Source organism: Verminephrobacter aporrectodeae subsp. tuberculatae (assembly GCF_026127385.1).
GTDB classification, from domain to species: domain Bacteria; phylum Pseudomonadota; class Gammaproteobacteria; order Burkholderiales; family Burkholderiaceae_C; genus Acidovorax; species Acidovorax aporrectodeae.
In genome coordinates, this window is the sequence record NZ_QZCX01000003.1 from 500,410 (window position 1) to 526,854 (window position 26,445).

Annotated in this window: 23 protein-coding genes; 21 read left to right on the forward strand and 2 right to left on the reverse strand. The window is 68.8% G+C overall.

The annotated features are described in order from the left end of the window. Positions 1-46: 46 nt before the first annotated feature. From hemE to D5041_RS17325, 4 genes are all read left to right on the forward strand, one after another. Positions 47-1,159: a uroporphyrinogen decarboxylase gene (gene hemE / locus D5041_RS17310; RefSeq protein ID WP_010105609.1), complete on the forward strand. Its 1,113-nt coding sequence runs from the start codon at positions 47-49 to the stop codon at positions 1,157-1,159. A 328-nt stretch (positions 1,160-1,487) separates the two neighbouring features. Further along, positions 1,488-3,611 carry a replication restart helicase PriA gene (gene priA, locus D5041_RS17315; protein ID WP_265285330.1) on the forward strand — a complete coding sequence of 708 codons (2,124 nt, stop codon included), beginning with the start codon at positions 1,488-1,490 and terminating at the stop codon, positions 3,609-3,611. 91 nt (positions 3,612-3,702) lie between these two features. Then, positions 3,703-5,766, forward strand: a complete 2,064-nt coding sequence (locus tag D5041_RS17320) for an ATP-dependent helicase (RefSeq protein WP_265285331.1) — start codon at positions 3,703-3,705, stop codon at positions 5,764-5,766. Positions 5,767-6,284: 518 nt separating this feature from the next. Further along, positions 6,285-6,911, forward strand: a complete 627-nt coding sequence (locus tag D5041_RS17325) for a DUF4124 domain-containing protein (protein ID WP_265280877.1) — start codon at positions 6,285-6,287, stop codon at positions 6,909-6,911. 6 nt (positions 6,912-6,917) lie between these two features. On the opposite strand, the gene D5041_RS17330 is transcribed toward D5041_RS17325, so the two are convergent. Then, on the reverse strand, positions 6,918-7,844 hold the full coding sequence (locus D5041_RS17330) for an NAD-dependent epimerase/dehydratase family protein (RefSeq protein ID WP_265285332.1): 927 nt from the start codon (positions 7,842-7,844) through the stop codon (positions 6,918-6,920). A gap of 51 nt (positions 7,845-7,895) precedes the next feature. Between D5041_RS17330 and D5041_RS17335 the strand changes: the two genes are divergently transcribed. From D5041_RS17335 to D5041_RS17350, 4 genes are all read left to right on the forward strand, one after another. Then, positions 7,896-8,960, forward strand: coding sequence for a CDP-6-deoxy-delta-3,4-glucoseen reductase (locus D5041_RS17335; RefSeq protein ID WP_265258807.1), 1,065 nt, complete (start codon positions 7,896-7,898; stop codon positions 8,958-8,960). A gap of 100 nt (positions 8,961-9,060) precedes the next feature. Next, positions 9,061-9,996 carry a tripartite tricarboxylate transporter substrate binding protein gene (locus tag D5041_RS17340; protein ID WP_265285752.1) on the forward strand — a complete coding sequence of 312 codons (936 nt, stop codon included), beginning with the start codon at positions 9,061-9,063 and terminating at the stop codon, positions 9,994-9,996. Positions 9,997-10,095: 99 nt separating this feature from the next. Then, positions 10,096-10,377, forward strand: coding sequence for a hypothetical protein (locus D5041_RS17345; RefSeq protein WP_265285333.1), 282 nt, complete (start codon positions 10,096-10,098; stop codon positions 10,375-10,377). Between the two features lie 74 nt (positions 10,378-10,451). Continuing rightward, positions 10,452-11,555, forward strand: coding sequence for an MFS transporter (locus D5041_RS17350; protein WP_265285334.1), 1,104 nt, complete (start codon positions 10,452-10,454; stop codon positions 11,553-11,555). Positions 11,556-11,653: 98 nt separating this feature from the next. Here D5041_RS17350 and rsmI read toward each other — a convergent pair whose 3' ends face one another. After that, positions 11,654-12,577 (reverse strand): 16S rRNA (cytidine(1402)-2'-O)-methyltransferase, encoded by a 924-nt coding sequence (gene rsmI, locus D5041_RS17355; protein WP_265285335.1) that lies wholly within the window; start codon positions 12,575-12,577, stop codon positions 11,654-11,656. On the opposite strand from rsmI, the gene D5041_RS17360 reads away from it, so the two are divergent. The 13 genes from D5041_RS17360 to accD all read left to right on the forward strand — a co-directional run bounded on the left by D5041_RS17360 (position 12,577) and on the right by accD (position 26,423). Continuing rightward, a complete protein-coding gene (locus tag D5041_RS17360; RefSeq protein WP_010105075.1) occupies positions 12,577-12,984 on the forward strand; it encodes a YraN family protein in 408 nt (135 codons plus the stop codon). The two genes, rsmI and D5041_RS17360, sit on opposite strands and share 1 nt — an antisense overlap. An 88-nt stretch (positions 12,985-13,072) precedes the next feature. After that, positions 13,073-13,822 (forward strand): electron transfer flavoprotein subunit beta/FixA family protein, encoded by a 750-nt coding sequence (locus tag D5041_RS17365; protein WP_265258810.1) that lies wholly within the window; start codon positions 13,073-13,075, stop codon positions 13,820-13,822. After that, entirely contained in the window at positions 13,823-14,767 is a 945-nt protein-coding gene (locus D5041_RS17370; protein ID WP_265285336.1) for an electron transfer flavoprotein subunit alpha/FixB family protein, read from the forward strand. A gap of 61 nt (positions 14,768-14,828) precedes the next feature. Beyond that, positions 14,829-16,637: an acyl-CoA dehydrogenase gene (locus D5041_RS17375; RefSeq protein WP_265285337.1), complete on the forward strand. Its 1,809-nt coding sequence runs from the start codon at positions 14,829-14,831 to the stop codon at positions 16,635-16,637. A gap of 92 nt (positions 16,638-16,729) precedes the next feature. Further along, positions 16,730-17,683 (forward strand): NAD(P)H-dependent flavin oxidoreductase, encoded by a 954-nt coding sequence (locus D5041_RS17380; RefSeq protein ID WP_265280886.1) that lies wholly within the window; start codon positions 16,730-16,732, stop codon positions 17,681-17,683. 136 nt (positions 17,684-17,819) lie between these two features. After that, complete coding sequence (asd, locus tag D5041_RS17385) at positions 17,820-18,953, forward strand: aspartate-semialdehyde dehydrogenase (protein WP_265285338.1); 1,134 nt, start codon at positions 17,820-17,822, stop codon at positions 18,951-18,953. Between the two features lie 269 nt (positions 18,954-19,222). Beyond that, a complete protein-coding gene (locus D5041_RS22255) occupies positions 19,223-20,632 on the forward strand; it encodes a type IV pilus assembly protein FimV (RefSeq protein WP_321162582.1) in 1,410 nt (469 codons plus the stop codon). Positions 20,633-20,711: 79 nt separating this feature from the next. Beyond that, entirely contained in the window at positions 20,712-21,797 is a 1,086-nt protein-coding gene (locus D5041_RS22260) for a motility hub landmark protein FimV (protein ID WP_321162583.1), read from the forward strand. A 43-nt stretch (positions 21,798-21,840) separates the two neighbouring features. Continuing rightward, the gene (gene truA, locus D5041_RS17395; RefSeq protein WP_265259415.1) at positions 21,841-22,644 is read left to right on the forward strand and encodes a tRNA pseudouridine(38-40) synthase TruA; all 804 of its coding nucleotides are present in this window, start codon (positions 21,841-21,843) and stop codon (positions 22,642-22,644) included. Further along, positions 22,641-23,387, forward strand: coding sequence for a phosphoribosylanthranilate isomerase (locus tag D5041_RS17400; protein WP_265258815.1), 747 nt, complete (start codon positions 22,641-22,643; stop codon positions 23,385-23,387). Before truA ends, D5041_RS17400 begins: the two co-directional genes overlap by 4 nt. Next, positions 23,365-24,651 (forward strand): tryptophan synthase subunit beta, encoded by a 1,287-nt coding sequence (trpB, locus tag D5041_RS17405; RefSeq protein ID WP_010108263.1) that lies wholly within the window; start codon positions 23,365-23,367, stop codon positions 24,649-24,651. Before D5041_RS17400 ends, trpB begins: the two co-directional genes overlap by 23 nt. Further along, the gene (trpA, locus tag D5041_RS17410; protein WP_265285339.1) at positions 24,648-25,472 is read left to right on the forward strand and encodes a tryptophan synthase subunit alpha; all 825 of its coding nucleotides are present in this window, start codon (positions 24,648-24,650) and stop codon (positions 25,470-25,472) included. Before trpB ends, trpA begins: the two co-directional genes overlap by 4 nt. Positions 25,473-25,550: 78 nt before the next feature. After that, positions 25,551-26,423, forward strand: coding sequence for an acetyl-CoA carboxylase, carboxyltransferase subunit beta (gene accD / locus D5041_RS17415; protein ID WP_010108266.1), 873 nt, complete (start codon positions 25,551-25,553; stop codon positions 26,421-26,423). The last annotated feature ends 22 nt before the right edge of the window (positions 26,424-26,445 follow it).

Below are 26,445 nucleotides of genomic sequence, written 5' to 3' on the forward strand. Positions count from 1 at the left end.
TGTGGCGCTGTGCTGACCGCTGGGCATGCCCTGCGACAATCGGCGCATGCGCCCTGCCCCCCTCGCCAACGACAGCTTCCTGCGCGCCTGCCGCCGCCAGGCCACCGACTACACCCCCGTGTGGCTCATGCGCCAAGCGGGTCGCTACCTGCCCGAATACCGGGCCACGCGCGCCCGGGCCGGCAGTTTCATGGGCCTGGCGAGCAACGTGGACTACGCCACCGAGGTCACGCTGCAACCCCTGGAGCGCTTCCCGCTCGACGCGGCCATTTTGTTCAGCGACATCCTCACCGTGCCCGACGCCATGGGCCTGGGCCTGGCGTTCGTCGAGGGCGAGGGCCCGCGCTTTGCCCGGGTGGTGCGCGACGAGGCCGCCGTGGCCGGCTTGGCCGTTCCCGACATGGACCGGCTGCGCTACGTGTTCGACGCGGTCGCCAACATCCGCCAGGCGCTGGGCGGGCGCGTGCCGCTGATCGGCTTCTCCGGCAGCCCCTGGACGCTGGCCTGCTACATGGTCGAGGGCCAGGGCAGCGACGACTACCGCCAGGTCAAGGGCCTGATGTATTCGCGCCCCGACCTGATGCACCGCATCCTGGCGGTGAACGCGGACGCGGTGGCGGCGTACCTGAACGCCCAGATCGACGCCGGCGCGCAGGCCGTGATGCTTTTCGACAGCTGGGGCGGCGTGCTGGCCGACGGCGCGTTCCAGCAATTCAGCCTGGCGTACACCGCGCGCGTGCTGGCGCAGCTGCGGCGCACGGGGGTGGACGGCGCCGACCTGCCGCGCATCGTCTTCACCAAGGGCTGCGCACCGTGGCTGCAAGACATGCAGTCGCTGGACTGCGAGGTGCTGGGCCTGGACTGGACGGTGAACCTCGCCAAGGCGCGCGCGCTGCTCGGCGGCGCCGTCGGGGGGCCGGGCAAGGCCTTGCAGGGAAATATCGACCCCTGCGTGCTGCTCGCGCCGCCGGAGCAGATCGTGCAGCAGGTGCACGGGCTGCTCGACCGCTTCGGCACGCCCCACACCGACCGCAGCCGCACCGGGCCCACGCACATCTTCAACCTCGGCCACGGCATCAGCCAGTTCACGCCGCCCGAGCACGTGGCGGCGCTGGTCGAGGCCGTGCATAGCCACTCGCGGGCGCAGCGCCGGGCCTGACGCCCCCCCGCGCAGGCGCTTGGCGTGCGCGCAGAACTTGCCGCCCGTCTTTCTTCAGACTTATAAGCAGTTTAAGGGGCTGCCTGTTTCGTAAGCAATCTGTCGATGGCCTGCATTCATGCGGTTTCAAGGCGAAACCCGACGAGATTTCAACAAAGTTATCAACAAATATTCGGGATTATTTACAGGCACTAACAAAAACATGGACTTAGCGAATGAACCTCCACGTGGCATGCACAAGCTGCCATAAGGGCCTGCGCACGAGCGCGCCCTGCCCTCCCGCGGCGACAATTCCCCGTCCGCCCCTGCCCTCCTGCCCCATCCTGCCTTGTCCGCTCCCCAGCCCCCCGCCGGCCCCGTCCACGTGGCCCTGCACACCCCGTCGCACAGCGGCATGGGGGAGTTGCTGAGCTACGCCTGCGAGCGCCCCCTGCCCGCGGGAACGCTGGTGCGCGTGCCCCTGGGAGCGCGCGAGGTGCTGGGCGTGGTGTGGGACGCCGACGAGGCCCCGGGCGGCCTTCCCGAAGGCACCGCGCTGCGCCCCGTCGCCGGGGTGCTCGAGGGCCTGGCCCCGCTGGATCTGCCCTGGCGCCGCCTGGTCGCCTTTGCCGCGCGCTACTACCAGCGCGCCCTGGGCGAGGTCGCGCTGGCCGCGTTGCCCGCGCATCTGCGCGGGCTGCGCCCCGAGCAGTTCGCGCGCCGCCTGCGCCGCCCCACGCCGCCCGCGGACGCAGCTGCGCACACGCTGCAGCAGAGCGTGGCGCTCACCACGGAACAGGCAAGCGCCTGCGCCCGGATTGCCTCGGAGCCCGGCCCCTTCCTGCTCTTTGGCAGCACCGGCAGCGGCAAGACCGAGGTCTACCTGCGCTGCGTGCAGGAGATGCTGCAAGCCGACCCCACGGCGCAGGCGCTGGTGCTGGTTCCCGAGATCAACCTCACGCCGCAGCTCGAGGAACGCTTCGCAGCGCGCTTCGGCGCCAGCGCCGTGGTCCCGCTGCACAGCGGAATGACCGGCCCGCAGCGCCTCAGGAGCTGGCTCGCCGCGCACAGCGGCGCGGCGCGCATCGTGCTGGGCACCCGCATGGCGGTGTTTGCCAGCCTGCCCGGCCTGAAGTTCATCGTCGTCGACGAGGAGCACGACCCGAGCTACAAGCAGCAGGAGGGCGCGCGCTATTCGGCGCGCGACCTGGCCATCTGGCGCGGGCGCGAGCAGGGCGCCAAGGTGCTGCTGGGCTCGGCCACGCCGTCGCTCGAGAGCTGGCACGCGAGCCGCCCGCCCACGCCCGAAGACCCCGGGGGCGGGCGCTATGCGCGGCTGCACATGCCCAGCCGCATCGGCGCGGGCGCCCTGCCCCGCGTGCGCCGCGTGGACATGAGCCAGCAGCCCCGGCACGCCGTGCTCAGCGTGCCGCTGCTGGCCGCGATCACCGAGCGCGTGGCGCGCGGCGAGCAATGCATGGTCCTGCTCAACCGCCGCGGCTACGCCCCGGTGCTGCACTGCGCCGACTGCGACTGGAAAAGCGACTGCCCGCATTGCAGCGCGCACCAAGTCTTTCACAAAACCGACCGCAGCCTGCGCTGCCACCACTGCGGCCACACCGTGCGCGTGCCGCGCCACTGCCCCCGCTGCGGCAGCCCCGACATCCGACCCATGGGCCGGGGCACCGAACAGCTCGAAGAACAGCTCTGCTCCCTGCTGTCCGAGGTGCTGCGGCCCGACCGCACGCCCGTGCGCATCGCGCGCATCGACGCCGACACCACCCGGGCCAAGGGCGCACTGGAACAGCAGTTCGCGCAGGTGCATTCCGGCGCCGTGGACGTGCTCGTGGGCACGCAGATGATCGCCAAGGGCCACGACTTCCGGCGCATCACGCTGGTCGCCGCCGTGCAGCCTGATGGCGCCTTGTTCAGCAGCGACTTTCGCGCACCCGAGCGGCTGTTTGCGCTGCTCATGCAGGCCGGCGGCCGCGCCGGGCGCGACGCCGTCTATATGGCGGCCCAGGGAACGCAGTGCGAAATGTGGGTGCAGAGTTTTTGCCCCCGGCACGCCGTGTTCGAAACCCTGCGCACGCACGACTACCCCGCGTTTGCCGCGCAGCAGCTCAGAGAGCGCGCGCAAGCCGCGATGCCCCCGTTCTCGCACCTGGCCCTGGTGCGCGCCGACGCACGCACGCAGGAGGTGGCGCAGGGCTTTCTCAGCGCGGCCAGCGCCGCGGCGCACGCCGCCGCCCTGCCGGGGCTGGAGCGGGTGACCCTGTTTCCGCCCGTGCCGCTGGCGATCCAGCGCGTGGCCAACGTGGAGCGCGCGCAGATGCTGCTGGAGAGCCCGCGCCGCGCCGCGCTCCAGCATTTCTTGCTGGCCTGGAAGTCCGTGCTGCAAGCCACCCGCCACGACCCCGCGCACAAGGGCCTGATCCGCTGGCTGGTGGACGTGGATCCGCTGGAAATCTGAGCCCGAGCCAGGCTGCACGCCCGGACCGCGCCGGTATCATTGCGCGCTCATCCCCACGCATCCCCGCTTGCCTCCCGCGCCCTCCTCCCGTATGTCCACCGGCCTCAACCTTGCCCAGCTCCAGGCCGTGCACTACACCAACGGGGCCTGCCTGGTGCTCGCCGGCGCGGGCTCGGGCAAGACCCGGGTGATCACGCACAAGATCGCGCACCTGATCGAGCGCGGCATGGAGCCCCGGCAAATTGCCGCGATCACCTTCACGAACAAGGCCGCCGCCGAGATGCGCGAGCGCGCCAAGGAACTCATCGGCCGCCGCGCCAAAAACGTGCTCGTATGCACCTTCCACGCGCTGGGCGTGCGCATGCTGCGCGAGGACGGCGCGGCGCTGGGGCTCAGGCCGCAGTTCAGCATCCTGGACACCGACGACGTGAGCGGCATCCTGAAGGACGCCTGCGGGGGCGCGACCGACCTGGCCACGGTGCGCCAATGGCAGTGGCGCATCAGCCAATGGAAGAACCAGGGCCTGACCAGCGCGCAGGCGCTGGAGCAGGCGGCGGACGACGACGCGCGCGGCATCGCCACGCTGATGGCGCGCTACGAGGAGCGCCTGACGGCGTACCAGAGCGTGGACTTCGACGACCTGATCGGCCTGCCGCTGCGCCTGCTGCGCGACTTCGCGCCGGTGCGCGCCAAATGGCAGGCGGCGCTGGGCCACGTGCTGGTGGACGAGTACCAGGACACCAACGCCACGCAGTACGAACTGCTCAAGCTGCTCGTCGGCGAAAAAGGGCACTTCACCGCCGTGGGCGACGACGACCAGTCGATCTACGGCTGGCGCGGTGCCACGTTGGACAACCTCAAAAGGCTGCCCCTCGACTTCCCGCGGCTCGAGGTCGTCAAGCTCGAACAGAACTACCGCTCCACCAGCGCCATCCTGCGCGCGGCGAACAACGTCATCGGGCCGAACCCGAAGCTCTTTCCCAAGACCCTGTTCAGCGAACTGGGCGAAGGCGAACCCGTGCGCGTGGTCGACGCCGACAACGAGGAACACGAGGCCGAGCGCGCCGTGGCGCGCATTCAGAGCCTGCGCGCCACGGGCAACCCGCCGCCCGCGTGGCAGGGCTTCGCCATCCTGTACCGCGCCAACCACCTGGCCAAGCCGTTCGAAAAGGCGCTGCGCAAGGCGAACATCCCGTACAAGGTTTCGGGCGGCAGCAGCTTCTTCGAGCGCGCGGAAATCAAGGATCTGTGCGCCTGGTTTCGCCTCTGGATCAACCACGACGACGACCCGGCGTTCCTGCGCTGCATCACCGCGCCCAAGCGCGGCATCGGCCACGGCACGCTCGCGGCGCTGGGAACCTTTGCCGCGCAGCACCGGCAAAGCATGTTCGGCGCGTTGTTCAACGCCATGCTGCCCGCCGCCGTGCCGAAACGCGCGCTCGACGGCCTGCACGAGTTCGGCCGCTGCATCAACGACCTGGAATACCGCGCCCGCCACACGCTCGGCGCCGAGGCGGCGCGCGCCTTTCTGCACACATGGATGGCGGAAATCGGCTACGAGCAGCACCTGTGCGACAGCGAAGACAGCGCGCAAGCCGCCGCCGCACGCTGGGGCAACGTGCTCGAGTTTTGCGACTGGATGGCGCAGCGCGCCGGCGGCCAGATCGACGACAGCGCCGACGCCGGCGCGCCCACCAAGAGCCTGCTGGAGGTGGCGCAGGGCATCGCGCTGCTGTCCACCCTCTCGGGGCGCGAACAGGAAGCGGACCGCGTCACGCTATCGACCCTGCACGCGTCCAAGGGGCTGGAATGGCCGCACGTGATCCTCGCCGGCGCAACCGAGGGCATGCTGCCCTTCAAGATCGACGCCGCCGCAGGCCGCGAGCAAGAGCCGGACGACGACACGCTGCAACGCCTGCAGGAAGAGCGCCGCCTGATGTACGTGGGAATCACCCGCGCCCAGCGCACGCTGGCCGTGAGCTGGAGCAAGAAACGCAAAAAAGGCCGCGAGCTGGTGGCCACGCAGCCCAGCCGCTTCATCGCCGAAATGGGCCTGGACAAGGGCAGTACACGCGAGGACCCGCGCGCCAAGCTCCGGGCCCTGCGCGCCGAATTTGCCGCCAGGGCCCAGGCCGCCCGCGCGCCCAGCGCCTGAAAGCAGCGCCCGCTGCATGCGGGCCACGGCAAACATATTCGCTCAACGGGTCAACCAAAGCGCCTCGTCAGACGCTAAAGTAAACGCCCGTCCCGCGAAATGGGCAGGTTGCCGGGGTGCTCTTCGGGGGCCCCAAACGGAACACGCCATCCGACCGGAATTGGAACGACATGCCATGCCTCTTCACGCGCATCCCTTCTGCCCTGCTCCTGGGGGCTCTGGCGACGGGGTGCACCACGCTGCCGGGCGATCCATACCTTGCGTACCCTGCGTACCCTGGGTCGGCTCACTACTATTCAATGTATCCGACGTACCCGGTGTACGGACAGCCGGAATACGTCCCCAGCATGCCTCCGGTTTACTTGGCACCACCGCCCTGGCACCGCCGACCCATTCCCCCAGCCATGCTGCTCCCGTACCCGGTGCACCCGCCCGTGATCATCTACGGAAGGGGCGTGCGCCCCGGGCGACGCTGAGCGGAGACGGCCCGGCTCCCATTTGACAGCAGGAACAGCCCCATGCTCCGATCCTTGACCCTCCTCCTGTGCCTGGGCGCCGCCGGGCTGGGCGCCCAGGCGCAGGTGCTGCGCTGCACCGATGCCGGCACGGGCCGGGTAACGTACACCGACGGCCATTGCGCGCACGGAAGCACGGCGCAAGAAGTGCAAGCGCGCAGGACCCCCGAAGAAATCCAGCTGGAAAACGAACGGGCCGCGCAGGCGCTGGCGCGCGAGCAGCAGCGCCTTCAGGCCGAAGCCGCTGAAGCCGCCGCGAACGACGCACGGCGCGCGGCGAACAAGCCGAAGGAGGACCCTTCCCGCTCTCCCGAATGTGCGAGTTCGCGCCGCAAGCTCGACGCCGCGCTCGGCGACTCGGGCGCAGCCCCTGAGGAGCAGGGTCTGCGCGCCGCCGCAGCGCAGAAGCAGGTTGACCTCGACTGCCTCGGCCCCGAGGCCTACGCGGAATTGGAGAAAACGCGCGCGCCAAGGCCCGTCGCGCTACCGCCGCTGGTCATCCGCCCCCCGTACCAGCCGGTACAAATCCCTGCGGCCCCCGCCCCCGCCCCCGCGCCGCCCGAGGGAAAACTCACGAACTGCAATGTGTTCCGCTGCTACGACAAACAGGGCAAGCGCTACCCGCGCTGAGGGCGCTCAATCCCGCAACCCCTGCTGCACACCGGGATAACGCAGCCGCACCCCCAGTTCGCGCAGCATGCGCCGGTTGTCCAGGCGGCGCGACTCCCCGATGAAGCTGCGCAGCGTCGGCGGCAGGGCGCTGCGCGGCACGCGCGGGGGACGCGGCAGGCCGTACCGGTCCGCCACCAAGTCGAAATAGTCGCCCGTCTTCATGGGGTTCGAATCGCCCGCGTTGTAGGCGCGCTGCGGCCGGCCGCGCCACAGGGCGGCCACGCAGACGCGCGCCAGGTCATCGGCGTGGATGTGGCTGGTGAACACATCGTCCCCGGGCAACGGCACGGGGACGCCCCTGCGCAGGCGGTCCTCGGCGCGGCCCCGCGCGCGGTCGGGGGCATAGATTCCCGGGACGCGCAAGATGCCGACCCGCACGCCCGCGCGCCCCAGGTGGCGCACGGCCCGTTCCGCGTGCGCGCGGCGCTGCGCGCGCGCCGTGGCAGGCGCCAGGGCGCGCGTCTCGGGCACCCTGGCGCCCGCGCAGTCGCCATAAACGCCGCTGGTTGACGCGTAGACGAGGGACCTTGGCAGGCTGCGCAGCCGCAGCACCCGGGTCAGCGCCAGGGTGCGCGGATCGCGCGCATCCCCCCCGTCCACCGCGCCCGGCGGCGGCGCCAGATGCAGCACCCGCGTCGCCAGGCCCGACAAGCGCCGCAGGCTGGCCACGTCGTCCAGATCGCCCCGCAGGGGCCGGGCGCCCAGGGCGCGCAGCTGCGCCACCCGGGACGGGCTGGAACTCAGCGCGAGCAACTGCACGCGCCCGGCGCCGGGGCCGCCGTGCAGGTCGCGCAGTACCCGCTGGCCGACGTCGCCGCAGCCGACGATCAGCAGGCGTTCCCGGCGAAAACGCGCTGGCAGGGCGCCGAGCGGGCTTTGGTTTGAAGGCAAAATCGGCTCCGTTTTTCCAACAAAAAAATCCGTCCCGAGGATAACCACGACATGACCAGCGCCGAGGCTGCCGCGACCGCAGCGTTCCAGATCAGCGTGCAGCCCAGCGGCCGCGCATTCAGCGCCCACGCAAACGAGGCCATCCTGACCGCAGCCATCCGCAGCGGCGTGGGCCTGCCCTACGGCTGCCGGGACGGCGCGTGCAGCACCTGCAAGTGCAAGAAACTCAGCGGCACCGTGCAGCATGGCCGGCACCAGCCGCAGGCCCTCACGGCCGCAGAAGAGGCCGCCGGCTGGGTGCTGACCTGCTGCGCGCAGCCCTTGAGCGACGTGGTGCTCGAAGCGCGCCAGGTCACCGACGAAAGCGCCTACCCCGTCAAGAAAATGCCGGTGCGCGTGGCCACGCTGGAAAAGAAGTCGCACGACGTGATGCTGCTGCGCCTGCAACTGCCCGCGGCGGATACCCTGCGCTACCACGCGGGCCAGTACCTCGAGTTCATCCTGCGCGACGGAGCGCGCCGCGCGTACTCGATCGCCAACGCGCCGCACCAGCAGGCCACGGCGCCGGGCGTGGAACTGCATATCCGCCACATGGCGGGCGGCCAGTTCACCGAGCATGTCTTCGGCGCGATGAAGGAGAAGGAAATCCTGCGCGTGGAAGGCCCCTTCGGCAGCTTCTTCCTGCGCGAAGACTCGGACAAACCCATCGTGCTGCTGGCCTCGGGAACCGGCTTTGCCCCGATCAAGGCCATCATCGAGCACATGCAGTTCCAGCGCATCGCACGCCCCGCCGTGCTGTACTGGGGCGGCCGCCGCCCGGGCGACCTGTATCTGCACGACTGGATGCTGGCGCGCGTGGCCGAGATGCCGAACCTCGCCTACGTGCCCGTGGTCTCCGATGCGCTGCCCGGGGACGCTTGGAGCGGCCGCACCGGCTTCGTGCACCAGGCCGTGCTCGACGACTTTGCCGACCTCTCGGGCCACCAGATCTACGCCTGCGGCGCCCCCGTCGTGGTCGATGCAGCCCGCGCGGCCTACGGCGCGCAGCGCGGCCTGCCAGCGCAGGAGTTCCATGCGGACGCCTTTATTTCCGAGGCGGACAAGCATGGCGCATGAGAAGGTGCGGGGCGCGCGCTGCATCCGGCAGGCCCAGGGTCCATCCATCTCTTGCACCAGCACGCAGCGCAGACACTGGCTCATCATCGCCGGCGCCGCAATGGCTCTTTCCTGCGCCCGCGCGCTGGCGCAGAGCCCGGGCCCAGCGATCCGCCTGATCGTTCCCTACGCAGCGGGCGGCCCCATCGACGCCACGGCGCGCGCGCTGGTCGAGCGCGTGCGCGACACGCTGGGGACCGTGGTCATAGAGAACAAGAGCGGTGCGGGCGGCAACATCGGCGCCGACGCCATTGCCAAGGCCGCGCCCGACGGCCTGACGATAGGCATCGCCACCACCGCCACCCACGCGGTCAACCCCTGGCTGTACGCGCGCATGCCGTATGACGCGGGCCGGGACTTCGCGGGAATCACGCAGATGCTGCGCGTCCCGAACGTGCTGGTGATGAACACCGCCCGGGCCGCGCAGCTCAAGATCCACAGCCTGGCCGACCTGATCGCCTACGCCCGCGCCCACCCCGCCGGGCTGAACTACGGCAGCGGCGGCAACGGCAGCGCGGGCCATCTGGCGGGCGAGCTGCTCAAGCAGCGCGCAGGCATTTTTGCGCTGCACATTCCCTACCGCGGCGGGCATCCGGCGCAGCTGGCCCTGCTCGCGGGTGAGGTGGACTTCAACATCGACAACTTGGCCACCGCAGCGCCGAACATCCGCGCGGGCCGGTTGCTCGCGCTGGCCGTGACCTCGCTCGAGGCATGCGCAGCGCTGCCCGGCGTGCCGCCGCTGTCCGCGGCGTTCCAGGGGTTTGCCATCGACACCTGGTGGGGGTTGGTCGCCCCCGCCGCAACGCCCCGGCCGGTGATCGACAGGCTCAACCGGGCCCTTGTCGCCGCCCTCGACGCGCCGCAAACCCGGGCCCGCTTCAGCGCGCTGCTCGCCGAGCCGGTAAGCAGCACGCCCGGGCAGTTCGACGCCTTCATGGCCAGCGAACGCGCCAAGTACCAGGAGCTGGTGAGGGCCTCCGGCGCCCGGGTGGACTAAATCAGGGACGGCAAGCGAAGCGCGGCCGCGACGGTCCAGGCATGGGCTGGTGGCCTTCCTTTCCCGCATCGACAGTGTGGTTTTTGACAAAGGGGTATCGTGCCCAAACCGCCAAAAACGGAATGTGGCGGCTATCAAACCGATCACGCTACGCCGGACAAAAATTCTGCGGTGGAATTGCATATGGAGCTTCCCATCCCTCGTGCCGATCCTGGCAAGCTGCAGCGCTGGTTCGAGGCGGGAGAATGGACTGAAGTGGAAAGTTACCTCATTGCTCGCCATCCTGAGCACAGCGCGTTGATTTCCGACTGGATCGCCGGCAGCAAACAGCGTAGCGAGGGCGGCTCGCCCAAGCCGGTCCATCTCGCCGCTGTAGGCTAACGGCTGAGGTATATCTGCTCAAGTCCGGATCAATCGGAGGAACGGGGCGGTCCAGCCTCGTTTGGGCAACCACCATGCGCTTCGTGGTGGTTGCCCTTTTCTTTGATGCGCTCGTGCCGCTCTTTCCGGCCATGGCGCAAAACCACGGCATGTCTGAAGCCGTTTTTCAGACCTTGCTCGGATGCTGCTATATCGCATTCGCGCTCGCGCAATTGCTCTCCGTTCCGATCATCCACGCCCTGGGTCTCTATCGTGCTGCTGGCTTGTCCTGCATTGCGCTCGGCCTTTGCGCGGGGGGTCTCTGCATGGCCCCGAACGGCGTGGTGTTCGCAGGGGCCTTTCTGGCGATGTTTTTGGTCAATAGCGTCGGCTCGAACGCCACGCGGGTCGCAATGAGAACCGCTGTCGGAGAGAGTGCGTTCAAACGTCTCATCGCCTGGGCCAGTAGCGCCGTCGAACTGAAACAAATTGCCATGCCATTCATCGTCGGCGCGATCGCGAGCGCAGCCGGATGGCGATGGGCGCTGCTTGCGCTCGTTGCTCCGATTTTTCTGGTCGGCGTTTGGATCGAAGTCGAACGGACCGTGCGCGGCGACAAGCATGACGTCAGCCCCGTAGATCGAAGCGGCTGGTGCGCGCTTCTACAGGAGCCGAGATTTTCAGGACCGGTATTGGCGATGGTCGGATTCCAGATGGTTTTCGCTCCGCTTGCTGTACGCCTGCCATTCATGCTGACTGGCCAGGCCAGCTCTGTTTTTTCGGTTGGTTTGGTTCTGTCCTTGGCCAACATGGCCGTTGCAGTGGGACTTGCCATCACCGGGTGGCTTGTGCCGCGCGTGAGCAGCCGGGCTCTGACCAAAACGGGGATGGTCATCATGGGTCTCGGATGCGTTCTCGCGCTCGTTGGGCAAGTCCATGGCCCACCTTGGACCGTTGTCGGCGTTATCGTCGTGCTGTCTGCTTTCGGTTTCGTCATGGTTCCTGCCATGGCCGATGCGCTCAACGTCGAAGAGGCTGACCGAACGTCGGCTGCCGCGCTGTCCGGTTTTCTGCAAGCGGTCTGCAGTGGAACTGCCGTCGCCATGACAGGCATGGTGATTTCAGACCATGGCGTTGTCGTCGTTGCCTTGACGCTCGTCGCTATTGCCACCGTGTGGATTTCCCAAAGGACTGGCTGAGATTGTTCTTGAATGGCGAAGCACGGCCTTCATCGGTGCAGGAGCACACCCGGCCAAGCGAAGTACGGGCAGGACGACCCTGGCTGTGGAGATCCTCGTCAAACCCCTGCGCGCTGCCATTCGAGTGCCTGCGCGTACAGCGCATTGCGCGGCGCGCCGGTAATCTCTGCGGCCAGCCGCACGGCGTTGCGCAGGGGCAGCGCCTGCAGCAGCAGACGCAGCACGCGCAGGCTCTCGCCGCCGTCGCCGGCCACGGGCACGGGCACGGGGTGCAGCAGCAGCACGAATTCGCCGCGCGCGCGCTGGGGCGATGCATCGATCCATTCGCTCAGCGCCTGCGCGGGCCGGGTCGTGACCTCTTCAAACTGTTTCGTCAATTCACGCGCCAGGGTCACGGGGCGTGCGCCCAGCGCGGCCAGGTCCTGCGCCAGTTCGCCGATGCGGTGCGGGGCTTCGAGCAGCACCACGCAGCGCGGCTCATGCGCCAACTGTCCGATCACGCGCGCACGCTCGGCGCTCTTTGCCGGCAGAAAACCCGCAAACACGAAACCGTCCGGCGCGCCGCGCCAGGCCACGGCACCGGCAACGCTCAGCGCGGTGGTGATGCTGCTCGCGCCAGGCAGGGGCATGGCGCGCAGCCCCGCCGCCTGCACGGCGGCCACCAGCCGGGCGCCCGGGTCGCTCACGCCGGGCGTTCCGGCGTCGCTCACGTACGCTACGCGCTGGCCTTGCTGCAGGCGCTGCACCACGTCCTGCGCGGCTTCGGCCTCGTTGTGCCGGTGCAGCGCCAGCAGTTGGGCCGCACCCTTGTCGATGCCGTAGGCGCGCAGCATGGATTGCGTGTGGCGCGTATCCTCGCAGGCCACGGTGTCGGCCAGTTGCAGCACGTGCAGCGCGCGCAGGGTGATGTCGGCCAGATTGCCGATGGGCGTTGCCACCATGTACAGCGCCGCCTGCGGATGATGCTGCGCGGCCGCCGCTGCGCGCGCGGCGTCGAGGGCTGAAGCGAAAGAGGCGCTCAATGCAATTCCTTGGAAAGAGAAAGCCGGCCCCTGCGCCAGCGCCTGCGGCCACCGGCAGCACGCGCCAGCGTGGCGAAGCAGCCGAAGACAGGGCCCTGGCGCACCTGCAGGCCGCGGGCCTGCAGTTGATGGCGCGCAATTATCGGACGCCCGGGCGCGGCGGCGGCGAGATCGATCTGATCATGCGCGAGCGCGACGGCACCCTGGTGTTCGTCGAGGTGCGCGGGCGCAGCGGCAACGCCTTTGGCGGGGCGGGGGCGAGCATCGGCGCGCGCAAGCAGCAGCGCATCGTTTTCGCGGTGCGGCACTACCTGCTGCGCCAGCCTTCCCCGCCGCCCTGCCGCTTCGACGTGGTGCTCGTGGAAGAGTCCGTGCAGTGGATCAGGGCGGCGTTCGACGCGCGCTAGAACAGACAGGGGGCCCCCGCTGCGCGGCATAGAATGCTCCGCTTTGCGCATACCTATTCAAACTCAACCAACCCCAGGAGTCGCTGCAATGAAGGTCTTGGTCCCGGTCAAGCGGGTGGTGGACTACCACGTGAAGGTCCGCGTGAATGCGGACAACACGGGCATGGACACCACCGCCATGAAGATGAGCATGAACCCCTTTGACGAAATCGCCATGGAAGAAGCGATACGCCTGAAAGAAAAAGGCCTGGTGACCGAAGTCATCGCAGTGTCCTGCGGCGTAGCGCAGTGCCAGGAAACGCTGCGCACCGCCATGGCCATCGGCGCCGACCGCGCGATCCTGGTGCAAACCAACGTGGAATTGCAGCCCCTGGCCGTGGCCAAGCTGCTCAAGGCCCTGTTCGACAGGGAACGGCCCGCGCTCGTGATCCTGGGCAAGCAGGCGATCGACGACGACGCCAACCAGACCGGCCAGATGCTCGCCGCGCTCGCCGACCTGCCGCAAGCGACCTTCGCGAGCAAGGTGGAACTGGCGGCCGACACGGTGCGCGTGACGCGCGAAATCGACGGCGGCCTGGAAACCCTGGAACTCACGCTGCCCGCCGTCATCACCACCGACCTGCGCCTGAACGAGCCGCGCTACGTCACCCTGCCGAACATCATCAAGGCCAAGAAAAAGCCCTTCGACACCGTCAGCCCCGAAGACCTCGGCGTGGACGTCGCGCCCCGCCTCAGAACCCTGAAGGTGACCGAGCCCGCCCAGCGCAGCACCGGAGTCAGGGTCGCCGACGTGGCCGCCCTGGTCGAGAAACTCAAGAACGAAGCAAAGGTGATCTGAATGCCGGTCCTCGTCATTGCCGAACACGACAACGCGTCCATCAAGGGCGCAACGCTCCATACCGTGAGCGCCGCCATCGCCTGCGGGGGCGAGGTGCATCTGCTCGTGGCCGGGCACAACGCGGGCGCGGCGGCCGCGGCGGGTGCGCGCATCGCCGGCGTGTCCCGGGTCCTGCACGCGGATTCGCCGGGCCTGGAGCATGGCCTGGCCGAGAACGTGGCCGCGCAGGTGCTGGCGCTCCAGGGCAGCGCGGCCGGCGGCTACAGCCACATCCTGTTTCCCGCGACCGCCAGCGGCAAGAACGTTGCGCCGCGCGTCGCCGCCCGGCTCGACGTGGCCCAGATCAGCGACATCACGCAGGTGCTCTGCGCCGACACCTTCGAGCGCCCGATCTACGCGGGCAACGCGCTGGCCACCGTGCAAAGCGCCGACCACGTAAAGCTCATCACCGTGCGCACCACGGCCTTTGACGCCGCCGCGGCATCCGGTGGTTCGGCCGGCGTGGACGCCGTGGACGCCGTCGCCGACACCGGCCAGAGCCGCTTCGTCAGCAGCGAAATCGCGCGCAGCGAGCGCCCCGAGCTGACCGCCGCGAAGATCATCGTCTCCGGCGGCCGCGGGCTCGGCGGCAAGGAAAATTTCAACGCCGTCATAACGCCCCTGGCCGACAAGCTCGGTGCCGCGCTCGGCGCCAGCCGCGCCGCGGTGGACGCGGGCTACGCGCCCAACGACTGGCAGGTGGGGCAGACGGGCAAGATCGTCGCGCCCCAGTTGTACGTGGCGGTCGGCATCTCGGGAGCGATTCAGCATCTGGCCGGAATGAAGGACTCGAAGGTGATCGTGGCGATCAACAAGGACTCCGAGGCCCCGATCTTCAGCGTCGCCGACTACGGCCTGGTAGCCGACCTGTTCACGGCCGTTCCGGAACTGGTGCGCGCGCTCTGACCGAGGCCGCCGTGCTGGCGTCGTCTTTTTTTGCGCATTCATTTGCGCTCCCGGAGGCCCCATGAGCTACACCGCCCCGCTCGAGGACATGCTGTTCGACATCGAGCATCTGGCGCGCATCGAACAGCTCGCGCAAATCCCCGGCTTTGAAGACGCGGGCCTGGAGACCGCGCGGGCCGTGCTGCAGGAATGCGCCAAGTTCAGCGAGGGCGTGCTGTCCCCGCTCAACGCCGAGGGCGACAAGAATCCTTCGGTCTGGAAGGACGGCGCGGTCACCACGCCGCCGGGCTTTCGGGACGCTTTGCGCCGCTACGTCGAAGGCGGCTGGCAGGGCCTGCAGCACCCGACCGGCTATGGCGGCCAGGGCCTGCCCAAGACCATCGGTGCAGCCTGCATCGAGATGTGCAATAGCGCCAACCTGGGTTTCGCGCTGTGCCCGCTGCTGACCGACGGCGCCATCGAGGCGCTGCTCACGGCGGGCAGCGACGCGCTCAAGGCGATCTACCTGGAAAAGCTCGTGAGCGGCCGCTGGAGCGGCACCATGAACCTGACCGAGCCCCAGGCCGGCTCCGACCTGGCGCTGGTGCGCACGCGCGCCGAGCCCCGGCCCGACGGCAGCTACGGGATTTTCGGCAGCAAGATCTTCATCACCTACGGCGAGCACGACCTGACCGAGAACATCGTGCACCTGGTGCTGGCCCGCGTCGCGGGCGCGCCCGAGGGCGTGAAGGGAATCAGCCTGTTCGTTTGCCCGAAGTTTCTCGTCGGGCAGGACGGCAGCCTGGGCGCACGCAACGATGTGTACTGCGCGGGGATCGAGCACAAACTCGGCATCCGGGCCAGCCCCACGGCCGTGCTGCAGTTTGGCGCGGGCATGGTCGCGGGCGCCGTGCCCGGCGCCGTGGGCTACCTCGTGGGCCAGGAGAACCGGGGCCTGGAATACATGTTCATCATGATGAACGCCGCGCGCTACGCCGTGGGACTGCAGGGCATAGCGATCTCCGAGCGCGCCTACCAGAAGGCCGTGCAGTACGCCCGCGAGCGCGTGCAGGGCCGCCCCGTGGACGGCAGCAGCCAGGCCAGCGTGGCCATCATCGAGCACCCCGACGTGCGGCGCATGCTCATGACCATGCGCGCCACCGTCGAGGGTTGTCGCGCCATGGCCTGCGTGACCGCCGCCGCGTTCGACACCGCGCAGCACCATCCCGACGCGCAGTTGCGCAAGCAGAGCCAGGCCCTGCATGAATTCCTGGTCCCCCTGGTCAAGGGCTACAGCACCGAGACCAGCCTGGAGCTCACGTCCCTGGGACTGCAAGTGCACGGCGGCATGGGCTTCATCGAAGAGACCGGCGCCGCCCAGTACCTGCGCGACGCCAGGATTTTGCCCATCTACGAAGGCACGACCGCGATCCAGGCGAACGACCTCGTGGGCCGCAAGACGGCGCGCGACGGCGGCCAGACGGTCCGGGCCATCGCGGCGCAGATCGAAGCCACCGAGGCCGAACTGCTGGCCAGCGCCACCCCCGCCGCCCGGTCCATGGCGCGCCGCCTCTGCGCCGCACGCCAGGCGCTGCTGGACGTGGTGGAGTTCGTGCTCGGCACGATCCAGGCCGACCCCCAGGCCGTGTTTGCCGGCAGCGTGCCCTACCTGATGCTCGCGGGCAACGTGCTCGCGGGCTGGCAGCTCGCGCGCAGCCTGCTGGTGGCGCAGGATCTGCTGCGCCAGGGGCGCGACGAGGCCTTCATGCGCGCAAAAATCGCCACCGCGCAGTTCTATGCCGAGCACATCCTGGTCAAGGCGCCCGGCCTGCGCGACAGCATCGTCGAAGGCGCGGGCAGCGTGCGCGCGCTCGCGCCGCAGGCTTTCTGAAAGCACCCGGAAGATCCGCAGCCTCCCGCGTGCGCGGCCGATCGCCGGAAATCATCCCCCCTTCCCCCCCCCCCCCGTTGGAAACCGTCACCATGTCCAGACTCCCTGCCGTGCTGCAAAACCTGTCGCTGCCCGTGATCGGCGCGCCGCTGTTCATCATCAGCACCCCCCGGCTCGTGATCGCGCAATGCCAGGCCGGAATCGTGGGCGCCATGCCCGCGCTCAACGCCCGCCCGGCGGAGCAACTCGACGACTGGCTCGCCGAGATCACCGAGGCCCTGGCCGCGCACGACCGGGCGCACCCGGCGAGTCCCGCCGCGCCCTTTGCCGTCAACCAGATCGTGCACAAGAGCAACGACCGGCTCGAGCGCGACATGCAGGTCTGCGCCAAATACAAGGTGCCGATCATCATCACCAGCCTGGGCGCGCGCGAGGACGTGAACCAGGCCGTGCACGGCTGGGGCGGCAGCGTGCTGCACGACATCATCGACAACCGCTTCGCGCACAAGGCGATCGACAAGGGCGCCGACGGCCTGATCGCCGTGGCCGCCGGCGCCGGCGGCCACGCGGGGGTGAAGAGCCCGTTTGCGCTGATCCAGGAAATCCGCCAATGGTTCGACGGCCCGATCGCGCTCTCGGGCGCCATCGCCACGGGCGACGCGGTGCTCGCGGCGCAGGCCATGGGCGCGGACCTGGCGTACATCGGATCGGCGTTCATCGCCACGCACGAGGCGCACGCGAGCGACGGCTACAAGCAGGCCATCGTCGCCAGCAGTTCGGACGACATCGTCTACAGCAGCCTGTTCACCGGCGTGCACGGCAACTACCTGGCGCCATCGATCCGCGCGGCCGGACTGGACCCGCAGAATCTCCCCGAATCCGACCCCGGCAAGATGAATTTCGGCGGCGACGTGCACAAGGCCTGGAAGGACATCTGGGGCTGCGGCCAGGGCATTGGCGTGATCGACGCCGTGACCGGCGTGGCCGAGCGCGTGGCCAAGTTGCGCAGCGAGTACGCGGCCGCGCGCGCGCGCCTGGGCCTCTGAAAACCCGCTCTACAATCCCCCCCTTTTCCGCAAGGCGCAGTTTCATGTGCCGCGATGCACGGGGCAGGACAGGGGTCGCACGCGCCGTGGAAAACAAGCTGCTACGGCACGGTCTCATTCATTTGGCAAGGACGTCATGCACAACAACTTGGTGGGTTTTGTCGGCTGGCGCGGCATGGTCGGCTCGGTTCTGATGGAGCGCATGCTCGAAGAACAAGACTTCGGGCGCATCGAGCCGCTGTTCTTCTCCACGTCCAACGCCGGCGGCAAGGCCCCCGCGCAGGCGCGCAACGAAACCACGCTGCAGGACGCTTTCAGCACCGATGCGCTCAAGCGCTGCGCGATCATCGTCACCACCCAGGGCGGCGACTACACCCAGGCGGTGTACCCCGGGCTGCGCGCCGCGGGCTGGAAGGGCCACTGGATCGACGCCGCGTCCACCCTGCGCATGGACCGGGACGCAGTCATCGTGCTCGACCCGGTGAACATGCCGGTGATCAAAAACGCCCTGGCGCGCGGCGCGCGGGACTGGATCGGCGGCAACTGCACCGTCAGCTGCATGCTCATGGGCGTGGGCGCGCTGTACAAGGCCGGCCTCGTGGAGTGGATGTGCACCCACACCTACCAGGCCGCGTCCGGCGGCGGCGCGCAGCATATGCGCGAACTGCTGACGCAGTACGGCACGCTGAACGCCGAGGTGAAGGCGCTGCTCGACGACCCCGGGAGCACGATTCTGGAAATCGACCGCAGGCTCAGCGCAAAACAGCGCGCCCTCGACGGCGCCGAAACCACCCACTTCGGTGTGCCCCTGGGCGGCAGCCTGATCCCCTGGATCGACAAGGACCTGGGCAACGGCGTGTCCCGGGAGGAATGGAAGGGCATGGCGGAGACGAACAAGATCCTGGGCCGGGGCGAGGGCTTCGACGCCCCCGCCGTCGCGGTCGATGGTTTCTGCGTGCGCGTGGGCGCGATGCGCTGCCACAGCCAGGCCCTGACCTTCAAGCTCAAAAAGAACGTTCCGGTTGCCGACGTAGAGGCCATGATCGCCGCCGACAACCCCTGGGCCCGGGTGGTCGCGAACACCCGTGAAGCCACGCTCGAAGCGCTCACGCCGGTGGCCGTGAGCGGCACCCTGGGAATTCCCGTAGGGCGCATCCGCAAGCTGGCCATGGGCCCGGAGTATCTGGGCGCTTTCACCATTGGCGACCAGCTGCTCTGGGGCGCCGCCGAGCCCCTGCGCCGCATGCTGCGCATCCTGCTCGATGCCTGATGCGCGCGCGCAGCGCCCGCCGTGGGTGCTTTTCATGCTCCATGCCGCGACACACCCGCTTACGGCCCGTTGGCAATTGGCGACATCCGCAGCTTGTCACCTCTCATTCAAAGCTTCGCCATCACATCGGCTTGTCAGTGCAACACATTGATGTTATTTTGCTTTTTACACATTTTCGCGTGCCAGAGAGGGGCTCAGGGAATCAAAACATGAGAAAAAGAACACCGCTCGTGCGAGCCGCAAAAACTCCCCACCACCTATTCGCAACCATGCAGCGTTGGAAATTTTCCGCCCTGGCAGCCGCCGTCCTGGCTGCGGCTGGCAGCTACAGCACCGATGCGTCCGCCTTGGCGCTGGGTCGCATCAATGTGCAGTCCGTCCTGGGCGAGCCACTGCGCGCCGAAATCGAACTGCCGCAAATCACCCCGGCCGAAGCCGATTCCCTGCGCGCCACGATTGCCTCCCCGGAAGTCTTCCGTGCCCAGGGCATGGAATACACGCAGGCGATAAACAATCTGCAGGTTGAACTGCAGCGCCGACCCGATGGCACGACCATGCTGCGGCTCTCGGGTGAGCGCCCGGTCAGCGATCTGTTCCTCGACTTGGTGCTCGACGCCCGCTGGGGTTCCGGCCACATCGTGCGCAACTACACCATGCTGTTCGACCCGTCGTCCGCACGCCGCGCAGCGCCTGCGGTCACGGCGGCGGCGCAGATGGCGGCCGGGCAGTCCGCAGCATCCGACGCGACCCCTGCGCAGCCGCGTACCGACGAGGAGGCCATGACCCCGGCGTCCGCCACACGGCTTGCGCCAGCCGACGGCGTCACGGTGCGGGCCGGCGACACCGCGGGTCGCATCGCGAATGCCTACCGTCCGGCGGGGGTCTCGCTCGACCAGATGCTGGTCGCCCTGGTGCACAGCAATCCCGACGCCTTCATCCGGGGCAACGCCAATCTCCTCAAAGCCGGCGCCGTTTTGCAGATTCCCGACCAGGCAACGGCGCAGGCCACGCCAGCGTCCGAGGCGCGGCAGATCCTGGCCGCGCAGGCGCGCGACTTCAACGCCTTCCGCAACAAGCTCGCGACCGCAGTGCCCGCAACCGGAATCGCCGCTGCGCAGCGCTCGGCCACAGGCAACGTCCAGACCCGGGTGGAAGACAGAAGAGCCGCGACCACGGCACCCGACAAGCTCACCCTGTCCAAAGGCGCGGTCAAAGGGCGCAAAACCGCCGAGGAGCAGCTTGCCAAGGACAAGCAGGCGCACGAGACCACAACGCGGATGGCCGAGCTGTCCAAGAACATCACCGAACTGAACCAACTCGGAGCGGCGTCCACCGCAGGCGCGGCCCCGGCGGCCGCAGCCAGCGCCCCCGCAGCCGTGGTCGTGCAAGCACCCGCCGTCCCCGCGACCCCGGTAGCGCCTCCCGCCCCCCCCGCGCCCCCCCCTGAACCCGCACCGGCCCCCCCCAAAACCCGCGCCCGCGCCCGCGCCCCCTCCCGCCGTCCCCGCCGAAGATCCCGGCCTCCTGTCAACCCTCATGGCAGATCCGCTACTGCCCATAGGCGCAGGCATCGTGCTTGCGGGTCTGCTGGGTTTTGGCGCCTACCGCTACCGCGCCACGCGCAGTTCCCGGCAGAACCGGGACAGCACGCAGAGCGAAAACAGCAGCCTTCAGCATGACTCCCTGTTGGGCCCCAACGGCGCTCAGCGCGTGGATACCGCTGCGGGCAATCCACTGACCACCAGCGGAAGCACCTCCATGGCCTACTCCCCCAGCCAGCTCGACGCGGGCGGCGACGTGGACCCCGTGGCCGAGGCCGACGTGTATCTGGCCTACGGGCGCGACATCCAGGCCGAAGAAATCCTCAAGGAAGCCGTGCGCCACAGCCCCGGCCGCGTCTCCGTGCACACAAAGCTCGGTGAAATCTATGCCAAGCGCCAGGACCGCAAGGCCCTGGAAGCCGTCGCAAGCGAGATATTCAACCTCACCCATGGCGCAGGCCCTGACTGGGTCCACATTGCCGAGCTCGGCCGTACTCTGGACCCGGAAAACCGCCTGTACCAGCTGGGCACCCGTCCGAACCTGGGCAGCGAATCTCGCATCGACGCAGGCCATTCGGGCAACTCGGGCCATTCGGTACAGGGGGTACAGGGCCCGCGCTCCACCCTGGACTTCGATCTGAGCCAGGTCCCGGTGAGCACCGCGCTGTCCGGCAGAGCGACGGCGGCTCCGGTGCCGGCAACCGCAGCTGCCGGCAACCAGCGCGGCAAACTGGGCCTGGGCAGCGAGGCCCAGGTGCAGCGGAATCAGCCCGCGCCGCAATCGGCGCTGGCTTCCGGCTGGAGCGCGCAGGATACGGAGCCCGCTCCCATACTGAACCTGCCACCGCAGGCACCAGCGGCCAAATCGCTTCAACCAGGGCCAAGCAGTCCGAGCATGGCCGCGACCGCCGCCATGGAGCTTGGCAAACTGTCGCTGGATCTGCCGCCGGCCAGGCCCGTAGCCGCCCCCATCCCCGCCATGGCAGCAGGGCTCCCACCGGCGAGCAGTGCACGTCCCGCCAGCATGGACATGCCACCGATCGCCCCCATGGAACTGGGCAAACCGCCACCGGCCAAGCCCGCGGCCGCTGCCGTATCGGAGTTCCAAGTCTCCAGCATCGGCCCGGCGGCGATGATGGTGCAAGACGACGACCCGCTGGCAACCAAGCTGGCCCTGGCAGAGGAATTCCACGCCATTGGCGACGCCGACGGCGCGCGCGCGCTGATCGACGAGGTGATCGCCGAGTCCAGCGGCGAGGTCAAGGCCCAGGCCCAGCGCTTGCTGACCAAACTGATGAGCTGATGCAGCGCACGGCGTTGCGCCACCCCCGAGTCAGCCCATGACCATGAGAATGGCCCTGGGCCTGAGCTACAACGGCCAGGGCTACAGCGGCTGGCAGAGCCAACCCTCGGGGAATACCGTTCAGGACCGGCTCGAAGCCGCTCTGCATCGCTTTGCCACGCAGCCCGTCGGCACCCTGTGCGCGGGCCGCACCGACGCGGGGGTGCACGCGCTGATGCAGGTCGTGCACTTCGACACACCGCTCGAGCGCCCCACCGCGTCCTGGGTGCGCGGCACGAACCGCTTTCTCCCGCCGGACATCGCCGTCCAATGGGCGCAGCCCGTTGCCGACGGTTTTCACGCGCGCGCCAGCGCCGTGGCCCGGCGCTACGCCTACGTGCTGCTGCAATCGCCCGTGCGGCCCAGCGTTGACGCCGCCCGCGTGGGCTGGGTGTTCCAGGCGCTGGACCATGCGGCGATGCGGCAGGCAGCCGAGCAGTTGCTCGGCGAACATGACTTCAGCTCCTTCCGGGCGGCGGCCTGCCAGGCCCCCTCCCCCGTGAAAACGCTGCGGCGCATCGACATCGTGCGCCGCGGCCCGGGCGATGCGCACGGCCCCTGCTACTGGCGCTTCGAGTTTGAGGCCGACGCTTTCCTGCACCACATGGTGCGCAACATCATGGGCTGCCTGATCGCCGTCGGCCAGGGCCGGCAGCCTCCCGCGTGGATGCAGCAGGTGCTGCGTGCCAAATCGCGCGCCGCTGCGGCGCCCACGTTCGCCCCCGACGGACTGTACTTTCTGGGTCCGCTCTACGACGCCGCCTGGGGCCTGCCCCGGCGCACGGCTGCGTATGATTGGCTGCCATGAAGGACCCGGCAACGCTCCCCGCAGCACGCACCCGCATCAAGATCTGCGGCCTGACACGCGAAGACGACGTGGACGCCGCCGTCGCGGCCGGCGCCGACGCCGTCGGCTTCGTGCTCTACGCCCCCAGCGCGCGCGCCGTCGCACCCGCCCGGGCCGCCGCGCTGGCCAGGCGCCTGCCGCCCTTCGTGACCCCGGTGCTGCTCTTCGTGAACGAATCGGTGGAAAACGTGCTCGCAGCCAGTGCCCTGGTTCCCGGCGCGAGCGTCCAGTTTCATGGCGATGAATCCGCGCAGGACTGCTGGGCGGCCACGGGCTGCGGAGCCCGGTCCTACCTGCGCGCGGCGCGCATTCCGCTGGGCGACGCTGCGGCGCGCTTCGACCTCGTAGAATACGCGCTCAATCATTCCCGAGCCCAGGCCATCGTGCTCGACGCGCATGTCGACGGTTATGGCGGTGGCGGCAAGGCATTCAATTGGTCACTCCTTCCACCAAGCGTCGACGCTCACCTCGTTTTGTCTGGTGGACTCACACCTGCAAACGTGACCGATGGCATTTTGCAAGTTCGCCCGCGTTGCAAGACGCTGGCGGTTGACGTCAGTTCCGGCGTCGAGGCCGATGGCCCCGATGGCAAGCCCCGAAGGGGCACCAAGGACGCCGAAAAAATTCAACGCTTCGTCGCCGCCGTGCGCGCGGCCGATGCACAACTTGCAAAGAACCCCCATGCCTTCCTATCAGCAACCTGACTCCTCGGGTCACTTCGGCCCCTACGGCGGCAGCTTCATCAGCGAGACCCTGACCCACGCCGTCGAAGAACTGCGCGCAGCCTACCTGCACTACCAGGACGACCCCGAGTTCCTGGCCGAATTCAACGCCGAGCTCAAGCACTTCGTCGGCCGCCCCTCGCCGGTCTACCACGCGGCGCGCAGCAGCCGCGAGCTGGGCGGCGCGCAGATCTACCTCAAACGCGAAGACCTGAACCACACCGGCGCGCACAAGATCAACAACGTGATCGGCCAGGCCCTGCTCGCCCGGCGCATGCGCAAGCCGCGCGTGATTGCCGAAACCGGCGCCGGCCAGCACGGCGTGGCCACGGCGACCATCTGCGCACGCTACGGCCTCGAATGCGTGGTCTACATGGGCGTGCAGGACATGCGGCGCCAAAGCCCGAACGTCTACCGCATGCATCTGCTGGGCGCCCGCGTGGTGCCGGTGGAGTCGGGCAGCCAGACGCTCAAGGACGCCCTCAACGAGGCCCTGCGCGACTGGGTGACGCACGTGGACGACACCTTCTACATCATCGGCACGGTCGCGGGCCCGCACCCCTACCCCACGATGGTGCGCGACTTCCAGAGCGTCATCGGCAAGGAATGCATCGCGCAGATGCCCGCCATGCTCGCCGACCACAAGCTGCCGGGCGCGCAGCCCGACGCCGTGATCGCCTGCGTGGGCGGCGGCAGCAACGCCATGGGAATCTTTCACCCCTACATCCCGTTTGCCAAGACGCGCCTGATCGGCGTGGAGGCGGCGGGCCAGGGGCTGGAGTCCGGCCGGCACGCGGCGTCGCTGCAAAAGGGCAGCGCCGGCGTGCTGCACGGCAACCGCACCTTCGTGCTGCAGGACGACAACGGCCAGATCACCGAGACGCACAGCATCAGCGCCGGCCTGGACTACCCCGGCGTAGGCCCCGAGCACGCCTGGCTGCAGGAGATCGGCCGCGCCGAATACGTGGGTGTCACCGACCAGGAAGCGCTGGCCGCCTTCCACTACCTGTGCCGCACCGAGGGCATCATCCCGGCGCTCGAATCGAGCCACGCCGTGGCGCATGCGCTGCAGTTGGCCCGGAGCATGCGCCCGGACCAGTCGATTCTGGTCAACCTCTCGGGCCGGGGCGACAAGGACATCGGCACCGTCGCCGACCTCAGCGGCGCCAGTTTCTACTGCCGCCCGAGTTGCCAGGGGCAGTCCGTCAAGGGCGGCGCGCAGCCCGCCGGAGGGGACAAGCCATGAGCCGCATCGAATCCACCCTCGGCGCGCTCCGGACTCAGGGCCGCAAGGCGCTGATTCCCTACGTCACCGCCGGCTTTCCGTTCGCCGACATCACGCCCGCGCTGATGCACGGCATGGTCGATGCGGGCGCGGACATCATCGAACTGGGTGTCCCGTTCTCCGACCCCATGGCCGACGGCCCGGTCATCCAGAGGGCCGGGGAAAGAGCCCTGCGCCTGGGCGTGGGCATGCTGCAGGTGCTCGGGCAGGTACGGGAATTCCGCCAGCGCAACCGCAGCACGCCCGTGGTGCTGATGGGCTACGCCAACCCGATCGAGCGCTACGAACAAATCCACGGCCAGGGAGCGCAAGGGGCCGGAGCGTTCGTGCGCGACGCCGCGGCCGCGGGCGTGGACGGCGTGCTCGTCGTCGACTACCCGCCCGAGGAATGCCAGTCCCTTGCCGCCGCCCTGCGCGCGCACGGCATGGACCTGATCTTCCTGCTCGCGCCCACCAGCACCGACGCGCGCATGGCGCAGCTGGCGCGCGTGGCCAGTGGCTACCTGTACTACGTCGCACTCAAGGGCGTGACGGGCTCGGGCGCGCTCGACACCCGCGCCGTGGAGCAGATGCTGCCGCGCATCCGCCGGCACGTGCAGATCCCCGTGGGCGTGGGCTTTGGCATCCGCGACGCGGCCAGCGCGCAGGCGATTGGCAAGGTAGCCGACGCCGTGGTCATCGGCAGCCGCATCATCGAGCTGATCGAAGACCAGGAGCACTCCCGGGTGGTGCCGATCGCGCAGGACTTCCTGCGCGGAATCCGCAAGGCGCTCGACGCATAATCCAGCCCGGCTTGCCCTGCCATCCCCCCCCACACAGGGGGGTGCGGGGCAAACCAGGCCACTGAGGAGAAAAACACCATGTCCTGGCTCGAAAAACTTCTGCCCGCAAAAATCCAGCACACCGACCCCACCGAGCGCCGCCAGGTTCCCGAGGGCCTGTGGATCAAATGCCCGAGTTGCGAGACGGTGCTCTACAAGGCGGACCTGGAACACAACCAGAACGTCTGCCCCCACTGCAGCCACCACAACCGCATCGGCGCGCGCGTGCGGCTCAACGCCTTCCTCGACGCCGAAGGCCGCTACGAAATCGGCCAAGAAGTCCTGCCCGTCGACGCGCTGAAGTTCCGGGACAGCCGCAAATACCCCGAGCGGCTGAAAGAGGCCCTCGAGAACACCGGCGAGACCGACGCGCTCATCGTCATGGGCGGCGCCGTGAAGAGCATCAACCTGGTCGCCGCCTGCTTTGAATTCGACTTCATGGGCGGCTCCATGGGCTCCGTGGTCGGCGAGCGCTTCGTGCGCGGCGTGGAAACCGCGATCGAGCAGAAGGTGCCCTTCCTCTGCTTTACCGCCACCGGCGGCGCGCGCATGCAGGAGGGCCTGCTGTCGCTCATGCAAATGGCCAAGACCAACGCGGCGCTCACGCGTCTGGCGAAGAAGGGCCTGCCCTACATCAGCGTGCTCACCGACCCGACCATGGGCGGCGTGAGCGCGGGCTTTGCGTTCATGGGCGACATCGTGATCGCCGAACCCCGGGCCCTGATCGGCTTTGCCGGCCCGCGCGTGATCGAATCGACCGTGCGCGTCACCCTGCCCGAGGGCTTTCAGCGCGCGGAATTCCTGCAGACCAAGGGCGCCGTGGACCTGATCTGCGACCGCCGCGAACTGCGCAACACCGTCGCCGAAAGCCTGTCCATGCTGCAGCGCCTGCCGGCCGACGCGGTGCTATAGCCCCCCCCGATCGGGGGTGGCC